This window comes from Mycobacterium toneyamaense, from assembly GCF_055384815.1.
On the sequence record NZ_AP040333.1, the window covers coordinates 6,069,343 to 6,083,736 of the forward strand.

The 14,394-nt window shown below is 63.4% G+C and carries 12 protein-coding genes; 3 read left to right on the forward strand and 9 right to left on the reverse strand.

Annotated elements, in window-relative coordinates:
- Positions 1–41: 41 nt before the first annotated feature.
- The 9 genes from ACZ5IQ_RS29270 to rpsF all read right to left on the reverse strand — a co-directional run bounded on the left by ACZ5IQ_RS29270 (position 42) and on the right by rpsF (position 12,048).
- Complete coding sequence (locus ACZ5IQ_RS29270; RefSeq protein WP_464480608.1) at positions 42–2,657, reverse strand: TniQ family protein; 2,616 nt, start codon at positions 2,655–2,657, stop codon at positions 42–44.
- A complete protein-coding gene (locus ACZ5IQ_RS29275; RefSeq protein WP_464480609.1) occupies positions 2,654–3,778 on the reverse strand; it encodes an AAA family ATPase in 1,125 nt (374 codons plus the stop codon). The genes ACZ5IQ_RS29270 and ACZ5IQ_RS29275 overlap by 4 nt, the downstream gene beginning before the upstream one ends.
- Entirely contained in the window at positions 3,778–5,949 is a 2,172-nt protein-coding gene (locus ACZ5IQ_RS29280; RefSeq protein ID WP_464480610.1) for a transposase, read from the reverse strand. Before ACZ5IQ_RS29280 ends, ACZ5IQ_RS29275 begins: the two co-directional genes overlap by 1 nt.
- Before the next feature lie 10 nt (positions 5,950–5,959).
- Positions 5,960–6,613 (reverse strand): TnsA-like heteromeric transposase endonuclease subunit, encoded by a 654-nt coding sequence (locus tag ACZ5IQ_RS29285; protein WP_464480611.1) that lies wholly within the window; start codon positions 6,611–6,613, stop codon positions 5,960–5,962.
- 210 nt (positions 6,614–6,823) lie between these two features.
- Complete coding sequence (locus ACZ5IQ_RS29290; protein ID WP_464480612.1) at positions 6,824–9,886, reverse strand: replicative DNA helicase; 3,063 nt, start codon at positions 9,884–9,886, stop codon at positions 6,824–6,826.
- A 507-nt stretch (positions 9,887–10,393) separates the two neighbouring features.
- Positions 10,394–10,849, reverse strand: a complete 456-nt coding sequence (gene rplI, locus ACZ5IQ_RS29295; RefSeq protein WP_061003395.1) for a 50S ribosomal protein L9 — start codon at positions 10,847–10,849, stop codon at positions 10,394–10,396.
- Between the two features lie 15 nt (positions 10,850–10,864).
- Positions 10,865–11,119 carry a 30S ribosomal protein S18 gene (rpsR, locus tag ACZ5IQ_RS29300; protein ID WP_020099841.1) on the reverse strand — a complete coding sequence of 85 codons (255 nt, stop codon included), beginning with the start codon at positions 11,117–11,119 and terminating at the stop codon, positions 10,865–10,867.
- Between the two features lie 47 nt (positions 11,120–11,166).
- Entirely contained in the window at positions 11,167–11,676 is a 510-nt protein-coding gene (locus ACZ5IQ_RS29305; protein ID WP_064857464.1) for a single-stranded DNA-binding protein, read from the reverse strand.
- A gap of 81 nt (positions 11,677–11,757) precedes the next feature.
- Complete coding sequence (rpsF, locus tag ACZ5IQ_RS29310) at positions 11,758–12,048, reverse strand: 30S ribosomal protein S6 (protein WP_020099843.1); 291 nt, start codon at positions 12,046–12,048, stop codon at positions 11,758–11,760.
- A 193-nt stretch (positions 12,049–12,241) separates the two neighbouring features.
- On the opposite strand from rpsF, the gene ACZ5IQ_RS29315 reads away from it, so the two are divergent.
- The 3 genes from ACZ5IQ_RS29315 (at position 12,242) to ACZ5IQ_RS29325 (ending at position 14,287) form a co-directional block, all read left to right on the forward strand.
- Complete coding sequence (locus tag ACZ5IQ_RS29315) at positions 12,242–12,892, forward strand: hypothetical protein (RefSeq protein WP_464480613.1); 651 nt, start codon at positions 12,242–12,244, stop codon at positions 12,890–12,892.
- Positions 12,893–13,043: 151 nt separating this feature from the next.
- Positions 13,044–13,667, forward strand: a complete 624-nt coding sequence (locus ACZ5IQ_RS29320; RefSeq protein ID WP_082934499.1) for a hypothetical protein — start codon at positions 13,044–13,046, stop codon at positions 13,665–13,667.
- A 29-nt stretch (positions 13,668–13,696) separates the two neighbouring features.
- Positions 13,697–14,287, forward strand: a complete 591-nt coding sequence (locus ACZ5IQ_RS29325) for a hypothetical protein (RefSeq protein WP_064857461.1) — start codon at positions 13,697–13,699, stop codon at positions 14,285–14,287.
- Positions 14,288–14,394: the final 107 nt, after the last annotated feature.

A 14,394-nucleotide genomic window follows, 5' to 3' on the forward strand; every position in this document is an offset into this window, starting at 1 on the left:
AGGCCCGATCCCTCCAGGTTGCAATTGACGCCCAAGGCCACTTACGGCCAACTACCGTCTCGATAGGACCGAATGGCCGCAACGACGCGCTCGCCGTCGTCGGTGAGTTCCATGGGTCGGCCACGCTCTGCACGGATGAACAGCTTCGTGGCGAGTTCACGCTCGATGCGATTGATCTGGTTGACCAACGTGAACTGGTGGATGCCCAAGTTCTCGGCGGCCGCGGTGAGCGTGCTGAAGCTCGATGCCGCGACGAATCGTTCGAGGCGCTCTCGCCCACCTACACCAGCCAGCACCGGCCTCAGCAGTTCTGGCGCGTCCGCGGCGTCATCGGCGGCCGCCATGGCGGAACTATGGCTGGGGCCGCCGCGAGCACGCAGCGGGATTCCGTGAGTCTTTGCCCATCGAGCCATGTTTGCGGTACTCATCCCGGTTTCCTTCGCGAGATCGGGCAAAGTCCGGCGCTTGTTGACGTATTGGTCGTGCAGCCAGTCGCGTTCGATGATGGTGCGAGCTTTCAGACCGGGTTCGCGGAGTGCCAGGTCGTAGTCGCGGGCGATCCGGCCGACGACTTGACGGCTGACTCCGACGAATTCGGCGATGTCGCGTAAGGACATGTGTTGACGTTCGTAGAGTTCGAGCAGTCGTTCTCGCGGAAGAGCTGCCTTCGCGGTGACGTATGCCCGGTTGTACGGAGTCGTCCCGGATCGCACCGGCGGCGGTGGCGGGTGGATCTCCAGCAGATAGCGCACCGTGTCAAGGCTGGTATTGAGCAACTTCGCGGTTGCGCCCATCTTGATTCCGTCGGTCGTGGCGGCGCGGTGGAGGTGTTTAATCTTCACCTTGCCGGGATCGTCTCCTGGTAGGTCCAGTCCATCGAGTAGTGCCGCAGGGGGTTCCCACACAGATGGTTCGCCTGAGACGCCTTGGTCGGCGAGAAACTCTTGTGCGTGTTTGTCGAGGGCTTGGTGAAGTTCGGTCGTCAGGTAGCGGGGGAAGTCGGCGACTTGGGTGCGAAATGCATTGCTATCGGGGAACATTGACGAAGCACTGGCAGGAAGTCCGCTGAGGCGCTCGAACAACAGGCTTCGTGCGATCCTAGCTCGGATCGAGCGGACCCCCGGAGTGCCGGTGTCGCGGCAGATCTGCGTCCACACTTTGTCGGGCAGCAGCATGGAGTAGTCGAGCTGGCGCCGCCGGCGGTAGTCGATGGGGCTGCGGCAATCGACGAGGTAGTCCGCCATGCGGATCAACCCAAGGCGAAGTCCGTCCCACTGAGCCTGCTTCTCCAGGAGTTGCAGCACGCGGGATACCGCGTGGCCGTCGAGGGGACTGTCGATCATCGTTGCGGCTTCGTCGAGATTGAGCCTGCTGTTGACCAGCAGCAGAGCACTGGAGAGCGCCGGTCGCAGCTGACGTTGGTGGCTATCAGGGATGGCCATTCGAAGCGACCACGCGCGCCAGAGCATGGTAGGTAGGCCCTGGGCCAGCACCTCTGCGCGGCGCTTGTCCGCCGTCGGCCGGTTTGGCAATGCGGTGCCGACGCGATGGCGTAGCTGATCGCTCGGCTTTAGGAGTGGCCCGAGTGCTGCCAACTGGACGGCGCTCAGCACCGGCGTTGTGTTCTTGCCCCATGCGATGTTTGTTGCGGAGACCGCGGATCCCCGGTCCCGCGATGAAATGATCAGCCACCGCAATGAGTCACCGGCTGCAAAGACATCGCTGCTGTTCAACACGTCGATCGCACCGACTGCACCTACCGCAGCCGTGGCGGCGCGGGCCGGGGCCGCCAGGCCAGGCTTGGCATCAGTTTGAGCGGGTGCGTAGCGTCGAGGCTGACGCTCATCCACCGATTGGTGTGTGACCAGTAGGTCCGGTGTGATGGTGGCTTTCAGATCCTCAGTGGTGGCGTAGGCAAGTATCCGGCCGGCGACGGCGCGAATGTCCGACAGAACGTTGATACGCGGCTGCGGATGCAGCCGATAGACCCCGAACGCCGCTGTCTCGCTCTCGATCACAGCGTTGATGATCTGTTGGGCGCGAACGACCGGGTGCTCTGCGTCGAAGGTCACCGTTGACACTGTTGTCAGATCAGCTCCGCATCGCTCGGGAGCCCGGCCAACTGCGTCGCGGGCGGGGTGTGCACAACGACCGGGCTGGGGCACAACGTCGCCTATGTGAGTTCGGAGCCGCTGGACCACCCCGCATTCCGGACACGCGTCCGCCAGCAGGCAGTTGTGCACTGTGCAGGCGAATGCCCAGCCAAGGCGCCAGCTGAGTTGCCATCGGCCGTCCGTCTCTTCGAGGCATTTCGGGCAGAACCGTGATCCCCTGCCTCGCCCCCACGGGAAGGTTCGACTCAGGGTCTTTCCGTCGGGGCTGATCCGCAACGCCCTCTCCGAGTAGCGCGGCAAAACCATTGATTCGAGGAGATCGGCACGCAGGGAGGTAGCGACGCTGAGCGACTCGATTTCGCTGGCGGCCGGCTGGACCATCCAGGTGCTGATGCCCATTCCTTTTTGCGCCTTCAGCCCCACTGCGGAGAGCAGGTCGGCGTGCATGGTGTTGGTGCGGTGGGCGATCGCTTCAAGCCACGAATCCAGTGCCTCGCCGGAAACTGGCGCGACACGGATCGGCAGCGTCCGCACCGAACTCATCCGGCCTTGCCGATCCTGGTGGTCAGGCGACGTGATTCGAAGGCCACTTCCAGTTCCTGACGGGCCTTCTCCGAGGCGGCGTCATTCTTGACCAAATCCATCAGCTCGCGCGACAGATACTCGGCTCCGGTGCGCACGGCCCGTTGACAGCCGCGGTTGATCAGCGTCATCAGCGAGCCGATGTGCCCCGTGCTGCGGGCAAAGAGGTAGTCCGATAGGTCATCTGCCAGCATTCCGGGTCGTTTGTCAGCCAGCACGATCCGCTTCTCCAGCGCGAGAAGGAGCTGGCGCCACTCACGACGACCCTTGTCGGTCGTTGTCACAAACGGCTGGACATCGAGTTTTGTTGTACGTCTGCCAGTTTGAGCTATCACGGCATCCTCGTACGAGTGCCCCTCAGAGAAGAGTCCTCGCGCGGCGAGACCGACTCCGACGAAGACCAAGGTGACGGGAAACTCATTGGCGATGTACTTGAAGTGGTTGCTGATCTCGACTCCGGCGGTGTTTCGCCAGCGCAGAAAGTGCAGGTCGTCGACAATAAGTAGCTTCGTCTCGCACGCCAGCACACAATCAAGTGCTCGGTGTGCAAAGTGGGCGGCGTTGCCCTTGGACATTCCCGGGTGAGCGAAGAATGACAGCATGGCACGGTTGAATTCCACCATCCCCGTGTTCCCGGTCAGCCCCACTCGGCTCACGGGCCAACGTTCGTTGCCACCTGCGGTCTCGCTACCTTGCTCCTTGATCTCGCGCTTGTGAAACTTCTTGGCGAAATCCAGCACCGTGGTGGTCTTGCCCAGGCCCGGAAATGCGTCGATGGCTACGGCGCCCTTGGCCTTGTCACCGTCTTGGACGTTGCTGTCGACGATGTCCCAAAGGTCCTCGTGCAGAGCCGCCATTTGTGGCGTGTTGATTGGGCCCAGGTTGGCGTGCCATTCGCGCCGTTGTCGGTTGTAGTCGTCGAAGGCCTCGGCACCAAGTTGCTCAAGTTCGTTACGGGTCAACGCTTCCGGCGTGATGCGAGCCGGTGTATTGACGAAGCGGAGCCAGCCTTCTTTTCGGGAGAGTGTGAGATTGTCCAGGCGGGCTTCAGATTCCTTGGGTGGCTGCGTCTGTTTCGCCATCACGCGTCCTCCAGAGCGTCTGCGTAGAAGTCATCCAGATCCTGGTCGAAGTCTTCGGCATGGAGTTCGTCTACATCCTCGTCCAGATCATCATCACCGGTCTCGGGGTCGGGCTCTTCAACCCTCTCGCTCTGGGATTCTTCAGGATGTTCGGTGGCGGCAAGGACCCGTGCCACCGACGGCAAGGCGGCAACGTCATTGTTCGAAGGAAGTTCGTCAAGCAGGACGGCATCACGGGATAGACGTAGGGCCATACGGCGCTCGGCGAGGGTGTCACCCAGGCCGAGGTTCCAACGTTCGAAGAGGTCGGCTATCGCCAGCCGATCATCTGGATAGGTGTACTTGGCGGCAGCCAGTTTCCGGGCGAACGTCATCGCATCTTCGCTAAGAGGCATGTCCATGGACGGCGCGTGCTCCCACGTCAATGTGTGCCATTGCCGCGTCTCGGGATCTCGGAAGTAGGCGCGAGTGATGTCGTCGGGGCTGTAGTGGATGGGCCAGCGCCCCTTGGCTTTTCCAGTGTGTGGACTAGTGACATTGCGGTAGGGATTGAGCGCAGGACCGTTGTATCGGCGACCGAGATCGACACCATAGTGCTGGATGGTCCGCCACTGCATGTTCAGGAACTCGTATGCCAAATCAGGGTCGCGGGGTGCCTCTATATACCCGGCCCGAGCCATGCCATGCTCGAACATCTCTGCTGGAGACATGAGCAGTCCTGACGTGAAAGGATCACGCAGGCTCTCGTGAGGATCGTGGTGGTAGAACGCCGCCACCCACTCTCGGATGATTGCTTCGAGTTCGTCGAGGTAGAAGAACGCTTCTGATTCTGGATCGACTCCGCGGGAGTGGACGTCGGGGCCCTTGTAGCCCGGTAGGACCTGGAGCAGGGATTCGCGGAGCGTGCGAAAGAATCGTTCTACGGGTCCCTTGTCGCGTCCTGTCCGCAGCCGTGCGGGTTGGATTGAAATGCCCATGCGCTGGCAGACGCTGCACAGATGTTCGGACACGTAGATCTTGCCGTGATCGACGACGATGGTCTCGGGCACTATCGCCGGACCGGCCGCTGTGCGAATCGGGCCCTCGATCGCATCAGCGTCCATCAGCACGGCTCGTGGGATACCGTGCTCCGGCCACACCGCTTGAGCCGGCCAATCGGTCCCCGCGGGTCTCGGTCTGTACGCCTGATACAGCACCGCTGCCGCGTCGACGGACTTTGTTGACACCGGCGTGACCCGAATCCCGGTGATACAGCGGGTGTACCAGTCCATTCCGACGGTCAGCTCAGCCTGAACCCATCGCAACGTAAGTGGGTCCAATGCGAAGACGTCCAACCTGGTGGTGTCCATCAGCAGGTACTCACCGGGCCTCGTGGGGCGCAGCTTGCCATAGGCATCGGAAGGGCGGTCCGCGATGTCGCGGTTGCGTTTCGTGCTGTGCCGAAACGTGGGGTGGCGGTTCTCGAGCTCCGCGAGAATTCGGTACGCAGTCGCCCGCGAAGGGATCTTGACGGCTCCTTCGCCAAAGCGTGCGATGACCCTCGCGTTGGTTCGGCTGATGACCATGCTCTGGGATGGCCTCGATTGGTCCGTGTGCTCGACCATCACTTCAAGAGCTGTTTCACCCCAAACGTCGTCGACGTTGCCAAGGGGCTTCTGGCGGTTGGACTGCTTTCGTGCCAGCCCGGCGACGCCGTATCGGCGGAAGTCGGCCACCCACTGCTTGATCGTCCTCAGGCTAACGCCGAGTTCAGCCGCCTTGGCGGTGTAGCGGCTGGTGAGCGACATACCAGGGTCGTACTGATTCCGTGGTTCATCTTTCGCAGGAAGTTCGGCGGATCCAGATCGATATCCCGTCAACACTTCTCGCACATGTCCCGCACGCTCGTTGAGCTCATTCCGTTCGAAGTCCGACATCGCTGCGAAGAGGACGCTGGCGAGGTCCACATCGTCGTCAGCCTGCGGGCCGCTGTCGTCAGGCAGTAGTCGCGCTCGACCACCGTCAAGTAGCTCACGCAATGCCACCCGGATAACAGCTGTGCTCCCGCCTGAGGCAGCTCCAAGAACAACCACCGTGCCGGTCGCGGCGGCCTGCATCTCCACGACCTGCATGAGTTCGCCATCGTGAATGAATCGGGTGCCAACACTGACACGAACGAGGCCATCGCTCATGGCGGGCTCCTTACCTGAGGACAGTTCGGGGGCTGAGGGGTTGGTCGACACTCACTGCAAAGTGGTTGCACCACAACAAATGAAGAACAGCGGAACGCACGATGGGCTCTGTCCAATTGCGGTACTCGCAGAACGCGTGAGCCAACGTTCGGCCTTTAAGATCGTCACGGGCCTTCAGCGCGTTGACGAGTTCCGGGTCGAAACGCTCAGCATTGCGGAATCCCGCCAGAAAGCGGACGGTCTCGAGCTCGGTCGCCGGAGGTTCGCTCCATACCTCGTACCGCCATCCACGCCGTTCGACGAGCGTCCTCGTCCAGTCGAGAGTGAGCCTGACTTTTGGCTCATCGAGCTGAGAGCGCGGCTTCACATCAACGACTACCGGTCCATTGTCGGTCAACAGCAGGTAGTCCGGCACGTGCTTGCGCATACGCCTGTCGATTAAGGTGCGAATCAGGAACGGCTGCGCAATGATTCGAGTAACCGCGGGATCAAAGTCCGCGAACAGCAGCCGTGCGAGTTCCAGGCGAGATTCGTAGATGACATGCGCCCGCTCGGTCGCCGACCAGTAGGTACCCGAATAGTGCTTCTGACCGTGGAGCCAGCGGAACGTCCGCCAAGGCGCGGCATTGCTTATCAATTCAAGAGGAGCGCGATCCCACTCCATGCAGGCCTCCGTCAAGGAGTCCCTTGAACGCACAGAGATATTCGGGAGTGGCGGTGCCCCCGCTTCCGGCATACCGCCACCATCGCATCTCGGAGATGCCGCTCTGCGGATTCCAGACGGCGTGTCTCAGTCTTTCTGCACAAGTGCAGCCGTGGTGCAGTCAGGCGTGAGAAAGTGCAGTCAAATTTGAGAACCTACAGTGCGTGACCCTTACCGCGCCATATTCGTAAACCGCGAGAAGTGAAGCTGGTGTGCCACAGTGATATTCGCGGTCGGGCCGTTACGGTGCTTACCCAGGATGATGTCGGCTTCACCACCGCGCGGGTCATCGCGGTCGATGGAGTCCGGGCGGTGCAGGAGCATGACCATGTCGGCGTCCTGCTCGAGACTATTATGCATAGTTATGCAGTTAGCTACAAAATTATGCGTCCCTGTCACGGTGCCGTCGTAGACATCATGCTTGCCAATGCTCGTGATCTCGACGATCTCGTCCCAGAACACATCGTTCGTGGCGAGGTCGTGCAGCTCACGATCATCCAAAGCTGCTGCGATGCGGTGAACTTTGTCCCGACCAGGCGAAGTCTTCCAACGATCTTCGCACGCAACGACATTCGTCGCGAGCTTGAGATCGCGATTCGTCCAGCCCTTCGCAGCCATCTTTGATCGCACGACATCCCACACCGCGGGCGGAAGGGTGTCACTTCCCGGCCGCCCAGTCCGCTTCTTCAACTCGAGAAAAACTTCACGAGCCTTATCCCCACGGGCGCCGTGCACCCCGATCTTCGTCACGAATGCGATCTGGTTGTCGGCGCGGTCGACGTAGACGTGCCAGCAGTCGCGATAGCCAGCTTTCTTGACCCGTGCGATCCGCCCAAGTACCCCCACGCGCAACAGCAACTGCACGACATCATCCGCCAGCTGCCTGCTTGTCGTCGCGTAGTAAATGCGACCAATTCCGACCTTCGCGTCCCATCGCACCGAGCCATCGGTGGCCCACAGGTGTCGCAGGAACAGTGCCACCTGATCGTTGGGAAGCGCGAAAACCTCTTGGGGAACGAACTTCTCGTAACTCCGCTTACCGAACAGCCCCAGCTTGTCCAGCCAGGCGGCGATCGGGTTCCGTTTGCCGTGCGTCAGCCGGTAAGGCGCGGGGAGCCGTAGCGTCGTCACGCGAGCCGCAGCATATTCGTCGCGAATCGGCGTCACACCGAAGTGCCACGCAGCCGTGGACACTGCGGCCAGGTTTTCCTCATCGATCGACGCGTAACGGATCGGCTGGCGCTTCACGCACGAGCCGTCGCCGATCATGTGCGCCAGCATGATGACCTCGGACTGATCCATCCGCTCGGTGTGCACGGGCTCGGGCACCCGCCGCGGCACCGCAAGACGATCACCAACGGCCAAGTCGCCCAAGGACACCCAGCCATCGAGCGTCATGAACGGGTGGTTGGCCGTGGCCTCGACCTGACGTCCGGAAGCCAGGCGCAGCAGGAAGACTTCCTTGTGTCCGCTGTAGAACACGTTGGTCATGGGCCGGGCGACCATGCGCTTGCGGTCGTCGAGCGACCACACCAGCGGCCGCTCCCCCGTCGCCATCAGCTCACCGAAGGTGACCTCGGCCCCGGTATCAGCGCGCAGAATTCGCGTCGAGGCAGTGAGGCAGCCCGACTCACGAAGGTCCGACACCTGCGGGCGCTTGTCGGTGCGCTGCTCGGGACCACGGTTCAGCTGGCTGATCGCGACGACGGGCACCTCGAGTTCCTTGGCCATCAGCTTCAGCGACCGCGAGAACTCCGAGACTTCCTGCTGCCGGGACTCGAACTTCTTACCCGAGGTCATCAGCTGCATGTAGTCCACGACGATGAGCCGCAGGTTGGCCTTCTGGTGCAGACGACGGGCCTTGGCCCGGATCTCCATCATGGTCAGGTTCGGTGAGTCGTCGATGTACAGCGGCGCCTCGGAGATCTCGCTCATCCGGCGGGCCAGCTTGGTCCAGTCATCGTCGCTCATGCGGCCCGAACGCATGTCACCGAGCTTGATCTTGGCTTCTGCCGAGAGCAGTCGCATGACGATCTCGGTCTTGCTCATTTCCAGCGAGAAGATGACGCTGGCCTGCTGGTGCTTGATCGAGCAGGACCGCATGAAGTCCAGCCCGATCGTCGAGTTGTGCGTTGGCACCATCGAGCGGCCGGCCAGGTACAGGTGGGCCGGGTTGTCGACCTCGACGCAGCGCACCGGCACCGATTGCACGCGGCGCACATCGGTGATCGTCACGGGCTTGGTGAGCACCGCGAGCCCACCGGCGGTCAACGCCGGCTCGAGCCGGTCAGCGCCGGGCCGCAGGGTTGCGGTGGTGACGATGCCGCGGCCGGTCGGCCACTGGTGCGACGCGTCAGCCACGATCGTGGTGCCGTCCGACAGGTCGATCTCGTAGCAGGGCCGCTCCTCCATCACCGGAGTCGCGGCGACCACGCGGGTGGGCCGGCCGTTGGCGTCGATCAGCTCGTCGCCCACCGAGACGTCGCCCATGGTGGTCCAGCCGCCGGGGGTGGGCAGTGGGGTGTCGAGCGCCAGCGCCTTACCGACACCGGGGCGCGCGGCCACGATGATCATCTGGCCGGGGTGCAGACCGTTGGTGATCTCGTCGAGTTCGGTGAAGCCGGTCGGGATGCCACGCGAGATACCGCCCTGCGACGCGATGGCGTCGATCTCGTCCATGGTGGGCTGCAGCAGCTCCTCCAGGACGGTGAAATCCTCGCTGCTGCGGGTCTGGGTGACGTCGTAGATCTCGGCCTGGGCGCGATCCACGAGATCGGCCACATCGGCGCCCTCGGTGCCCGCGTAGCCGTACTGCACGACGCGCGTGCCGGCCTCGACGAGGCGGCGCAGCGTGGCCTTCTCGGCGACGATGCCGGCGTAGAAGCCGGCGTTGGCGGCGGTGGGCACGGTGGAGATCAGAGTGTGCAGATACGGCGCGCCGCCGATGCGCTTGAGCAGACTCCGGCGGTCGAGTTCCGCGGCCACGGTGACGGCGTCAGCGGGCTCCCCACGGCCGTACAGGTCGAGGATCGCGTCGTAGATGTTCTGGTGCGCCGGGCGGTAGAAGTCTCCGGGACGCAGGCGCTCCAGGACGTCGGCGACGGCGTCCTTGGACAGCAACATGCCACCCAGCACCGACTGCTCGGCAGCCATGTCCTGCGGCGGTTGACGGCCGAAATCCTCGCTGGGCGGCTCATCCATGTCGGAACGACCCAGGTCGTCAGCGACAGCCACGAAGCGCTCCCCCTCCCGAAAATCGATATGAAACGAATGTTCGAACGAGCTACTTGTGACCGTACTTCACCCCGCCGACAGACCGGGCTCGCAAGCCCGCTCACCTGCCGCGCGACGCATCACGTTAGGCGTTGCTGGAGCGTCCCGAAACCACCCCTGTTGATAACCCTGGGGATGAAATGTGGAAAGACGTGGACAACGATGTTGACGGGTTGGGGAGAACTTGTGGAATACCCGCGGGTAAATTCCCAACCTTGCTGGTCAAGGGCCTATATATCCCCTATGAGCCTGTGTATGGGAATTGGTGCGGCGTGTCGTGCCGGGTAGCCATCTCGGGCGTGTTGTGTTGCGTGCGCGTGGCAGAAAGGGGCCGCGCAGGTTAACAGCCGGCGTAGATCACTGTTTGCAGATTGGCCTAAAAAATTCGCCGGTTGTCAACAGAAAACGCCCGGGCGAAGTCAAAGATTGACTCCACCCGGGCGTTCTGCTGTTTGAGCTACCGCGTGCCTATCCGGCGACGACAGCCAGCGACACCGGCACGTTGACCGACGGGTGCAGACGCACCGCGATCTTGTGGGTGCCGACCGACTTGATGTGCGCCTTGGGCAGCTCGACGGTGCGCTTGTCGAGGTTCGGGCCACCGGCCTTCTTGATCGCGGCGACGACGTCGCCCGCGGTCACCGAACCGAACAGCTTGCCGCTGTCGGCACCGGCCTTGACGGCCAGCGACACGGGGCCGAGGGCCTCGATCGCCTGCTTCAGCTCGTTGGCGTGGTCCAGGTCGCGAACCGTCTTGGCGTCACGCGCGCGACGGATCTCGTTGGCCTGACGCTCGGCACCACGGCTGGCCACGATGGCCAGGCCGCGGGGCAGCAGGTAGTTACGGCCGTAGCCGTCGCGAACCTCGACGGTGTCGCCGGCCGAACCCAGGTGGTCGACCTCAGTGGTCAGAATGAGCTTCATGTTTCTCAGTCCTCCCTATCGAGTCGACGAGCTGAACGGGAGCAACGCAACCTCGCGGGCGTTCTTCACGGCGATGGCGATGTCGCGCTGGTGCTGCACGCAGTTACCGGTGACGCGACGGGCACGGATCTTGCCGCGCTCGCTGATGTAGGTCCGGAGCAGTCCGGTGTCCTTGTAATCGATGGTCTGCGCCTTCTTGGAGCAGAACACGCACTTGCGGGTCTTGACCGGCTTTTCCGGCGCCGGACGCCGCTTGGTGGCCTTGGCCATGTCTTTCTCTTTCTGGGTCTAGCTGGTTGCCCAGCCAATTACGTGGATCAGAAGGGCGGCTCGTCGTCGGCGCCGCCGAACGAACCCGAAGCCGGGGCGCTGCCCCACGGGTCGTCGGCCGGAGCGCCGCCACCAGCGGACTGACGGGAACCCCCGCCGCCTCCGCCGAAGCCGCCACCGCCTCCGCCACTGCGGTTGGCCTTGTTCACCTTCGCCGTCGCGTACCGCAGGGACGGGCCGATCTCGTCGACCTCGACCTCCATCACGGTGCGCTTCTCACCCTCGCGGGTCTCGAACGAGCGCTGCTTCAGCCGGCCGGTCACGATGACACGCGACCCCCGGGTCAGGCTCTCGGCGACGTTCTCGGCCGCCTCGCGCCAGATGTTGCAGCGGAGGAACAGCGCCTCCCCGTCCTTCCACTCATTGCTCTGCCGGTCGAACATCCGCGGCGTCGAGGCCACGGTGAAGTTCGCAACAGCAGCACCGGACGGCGTGAAACGCAGCTCCGGGTCAGCGGTCAGGTTTCCGATAACGGTGATGGTGGTGTCACCAGCCACGAGATCCTCCTGGGACGGATTGGGTGAATTAGGCGCGAGCCTACGCAAGGCCCGCGACAAATCCGCAGAGCTTCGGTGCTTCTAGTGCTTGTCGGTCCGCAGGACCTTGGTACGCAACACCGACTCGTTCAGGTTCAGCTGACGGTCGAGCTCGTTGACCGTGGCCGGTTCGGCCTTCAGGTCGACAACCGCGTAGATGCCTTCACCGTGCTTGGCGATCTCGTAAGCCAGCCGGCGACGGCCCCAGATGTCCACCTTTTCGACGCTGCCCCCGTCTTTGCGGACGACGTTCAGGAACGTCTCCAGCGACGGAGCTACGGTGCGCTCGTCAAGTGTGGGGTCGAGAATGACCATGATTTCGTATGGACGCATGTGGAACCCATCACCTCCTATGGTCGTATCGGCCACGGCGTGTTCCGTGGCAGGAGGGTCGCCTGCGTCGGCAACCGGGTCAGGTTACCCGAAGAGCCCCTGAGCTGCGAAATCGGCTCTCCGAAGAGCTGTCCTGACGGGGCCGTCAAGATCGCTAGGCTGGGTCCGAGATCATTGTCGGCGAGGGGGACGCATGACGTATCCGCAGGGGCCTTACGGCCAGGGTTTCCCGGGGCAGCCCGGTTACCCGCAGCAGCCGGGGTATCCACAGGGCTACCCGTCCCAGCCCGGCTACCAGCAGGGATACCCGCAGGCGGGCGGTTTTCCGGGTGCCTCTCCGAGCGGTTTTCCGCCCGCACCCGTGCCGCCCGCGTCGACCGGCGGGGTCGGTGGGGTCATCGCGGGCGTGCTGGCGATCATGGGCGGACTGCTGCATGGCTGCCTCGGTGCCATGGCTTTGGTGGAGTCCCTCACGAAAGAACCGGGCCCCTTCGCAACCCGCTCTCCGGCACACGTCGGCCACCTGTTCCTTGGGATCTCGGTCATCGGCAGTCTGCTCATCCTGGTCGGCGGCTTCATGCTGCTGTCGCGCAAGCCGGCCAGTCGCTGGCTCATCGGCGTCGGATGCGTGCCGATCTTCGCGTTCGGGCTGGGAGCCTTCTTGGGCGCAAATGCGGACGGGGATAGCACTGTAGGGGCGGTGATCACCGTCCCGATCGTGATCTTCTCAGTGGCGACCGTCGTGTTGACCTTCCTGCCCTCGACCACCCGATGGATTCAGGCGAAGCGCGCTCCCGTTGCGCCGCAATACTTTCCGCAATACCCGCCGCCATATCAGCGCTGAGGTGGGCGGCCGGTGTGGACTGCGAATCCACGCGCACGGCTACTCGAACTTTCGCGGCGTCAGTTCACAGTCGATGCAAAAGCCTTCTGCGACCCCGGTATACGCGACCCGCCGATAGGCTGGCTTCACCGTTTGTCAGCGAGGGGGACGCATGACGTATCCGCAGGGGCCGTACGGCCAAGGGATTCCGGGGCAGCCCGGGTACCCCCAGCATCCGGGGTATCCGCAGGGGTATCCGGCCCAGCCGGTCTACCCACAGCCGGGCGGCTATCCGGGTGGGTTTCCGCCCATGCCAGCCGCGGCGCCCGGCGGCGGCACGGCAATCACCGCGGGTGTGCTGGCACTGCTCGGCGGGTTGACGCACTTCTTCGGCGGGGTCGCCCAGGCGCTCGGACTGTCCGCCATGATGCACGACTCGGCTGCCGACGTCGGCTGGGGAAGCCTGATAACCATCGTGACGCTCAACATCATCGCTGGGGCGCTGATGTTGCCGGGAGCGCTGACGCTGCTGCTGCGCAAGCAGGTCGGCCGCTGGCTGATCGCCGCAGGTAGCGGCATTTCCATTCTCAGCGCCCTGATCAACATCACGTCGACGCCCGATTCGTTCGGCGAGTATTCCTATAGCCGCGGTATCGGCGGCGACGTCGTGGGCATTTTCTTCGCTATCGCGACCATCGCGCTGGCCCTGGTGCCGTCGACCACGACGTGGCTGGCTGCCAAGAAGAACCCCATTGCACCCCAGTACTTTCCGCCGTACCCGCCGTACCAGGGCTGAGTGGACGGGCCCGGCGCCAGAGGGAAAACATGACGTATCCGCAGTACCCGCAGCCAGGCGCCTACCCCGTCCCGCCGGCGGCACCAGCCCAGCCGAGGGGCGGCACCGCGATCACCGCCGGCGTGCTGGCGGCGCTGGGCGGATTGCTCAGCCTCGGCATCACCGCGGTCTCGCTGTTCTTCCTGATCGTCATCGCATCGATCGGCAGCAACTTCGACCGCTCTGATGTCGAATTCCTCGACAGCATCTTCGGCGTTCTGGCCATCGGACTGGTCGCCGTGGTGATCATCGCGCTCGTGCTGGGCACGCTGCTGAGCGTGTTGCTCATCGCCGGCGCAGTGCTGCTCTTCCGGCGCAAGATGCTCGGCCGGTGGCTCGTGGTCAGTGGCTGCGCGGTGGCCATCGTGAGCAACCTGATGACCTCCGTCTTCACCACCGCCGTGACGTCGGACGACTGGTACTCGCCCGAAGGTGTCGTCAGCGCCCTTCTGGGCCTGGCATTCCCGATCATCACGATGGTCCTGGCATTGCTGCCGTCGACCACCGCGTGGATCAGGGCGGAGCAGGGTCGGGCTGTGCCGCAGCACTTTCCGCAGTACCCGCCGTCGTACCAGGGCTGAGTTCGAGAGAGCTCTCCTCTGGACATGTTCGATCCCGAGCCGTCAACTTTCATTGACCGTCAAGGCAAGTTGACGGCTCCGGATCGAAGTTGCCAAGGGAGAGAGCG

Coding starts and splice junctions, on each gene's coding strand:
- ACZ5IQ_RS29270 (WP_464480608.1), bottom strand. CDS start 2,657: ATGAGTTCGGTGCGGACGCTGCCGATCCGTGTCGCGCCAGTTTCCGGC.
- ACZ5IQ_RS29275 (WP_464480609.1), bottom strand. CDS start 3,778: ATGGCGAAACAGACGCAGCCACCCAAGGAATCTGAAGCCCGCCTGGAC.
- ACZ5IQ_RS29280 (WP_464480610.1), bottom strand. CDS start 5,949: ATGAGCGATGGCCTCGTTCGTGTCAGTGTTGGCACCCGATTCATTCAC.
- ACZ5IQ_RS29285 (WP_464480611.1), bottom strand. CDS start 6,613: ATGGAGTGGGATCGCGCTCCTCTTGAATTGATAAGCAATGCCGCGCCT.
- rplI (WP_061003395.1), bottom strand. CDS start 10,849: ATGAAGCTCATTCTGACCACTGAGGTCGACCACCTGGGTTCGGCCGGC.
- rpsR (WP_020099841.1), bottom strand. CDS start 11,119: ATGGCCAAGGCCACCAAGCGGCGTCCGGCGCCGGAAAAGCCGGTCAAG.
- rpsF (WP_020099843.1), bottom strand. CDS start 12,048: ATGCGTCCATACGAAATCATGGTCATTCTCGACCCCACACTTGACGAG.
- ACZ5IQ_RS29315 (WP_464480613.1), top strand. CDS start 12,242: ATGACGTATCCGCAGGGGCCTTACGGCCAGGGTTTCCCGGGGCAGCCC.
- ACZ5IQ_RS29320 (WP_082934499.1), top strand. CDS start 13,044: ATGACGTATCCGCAGGGGCCGTACGGCCAAGGGATTCCGGGGCAGCCC.
- ACZ5IQ_RS29325 (WP_064857461.1), top strand. CDS start 13,697: ATGACGTATCCGCAGTACCCGCAGCCAGGCGCCTACCCCGTCCCGCCG.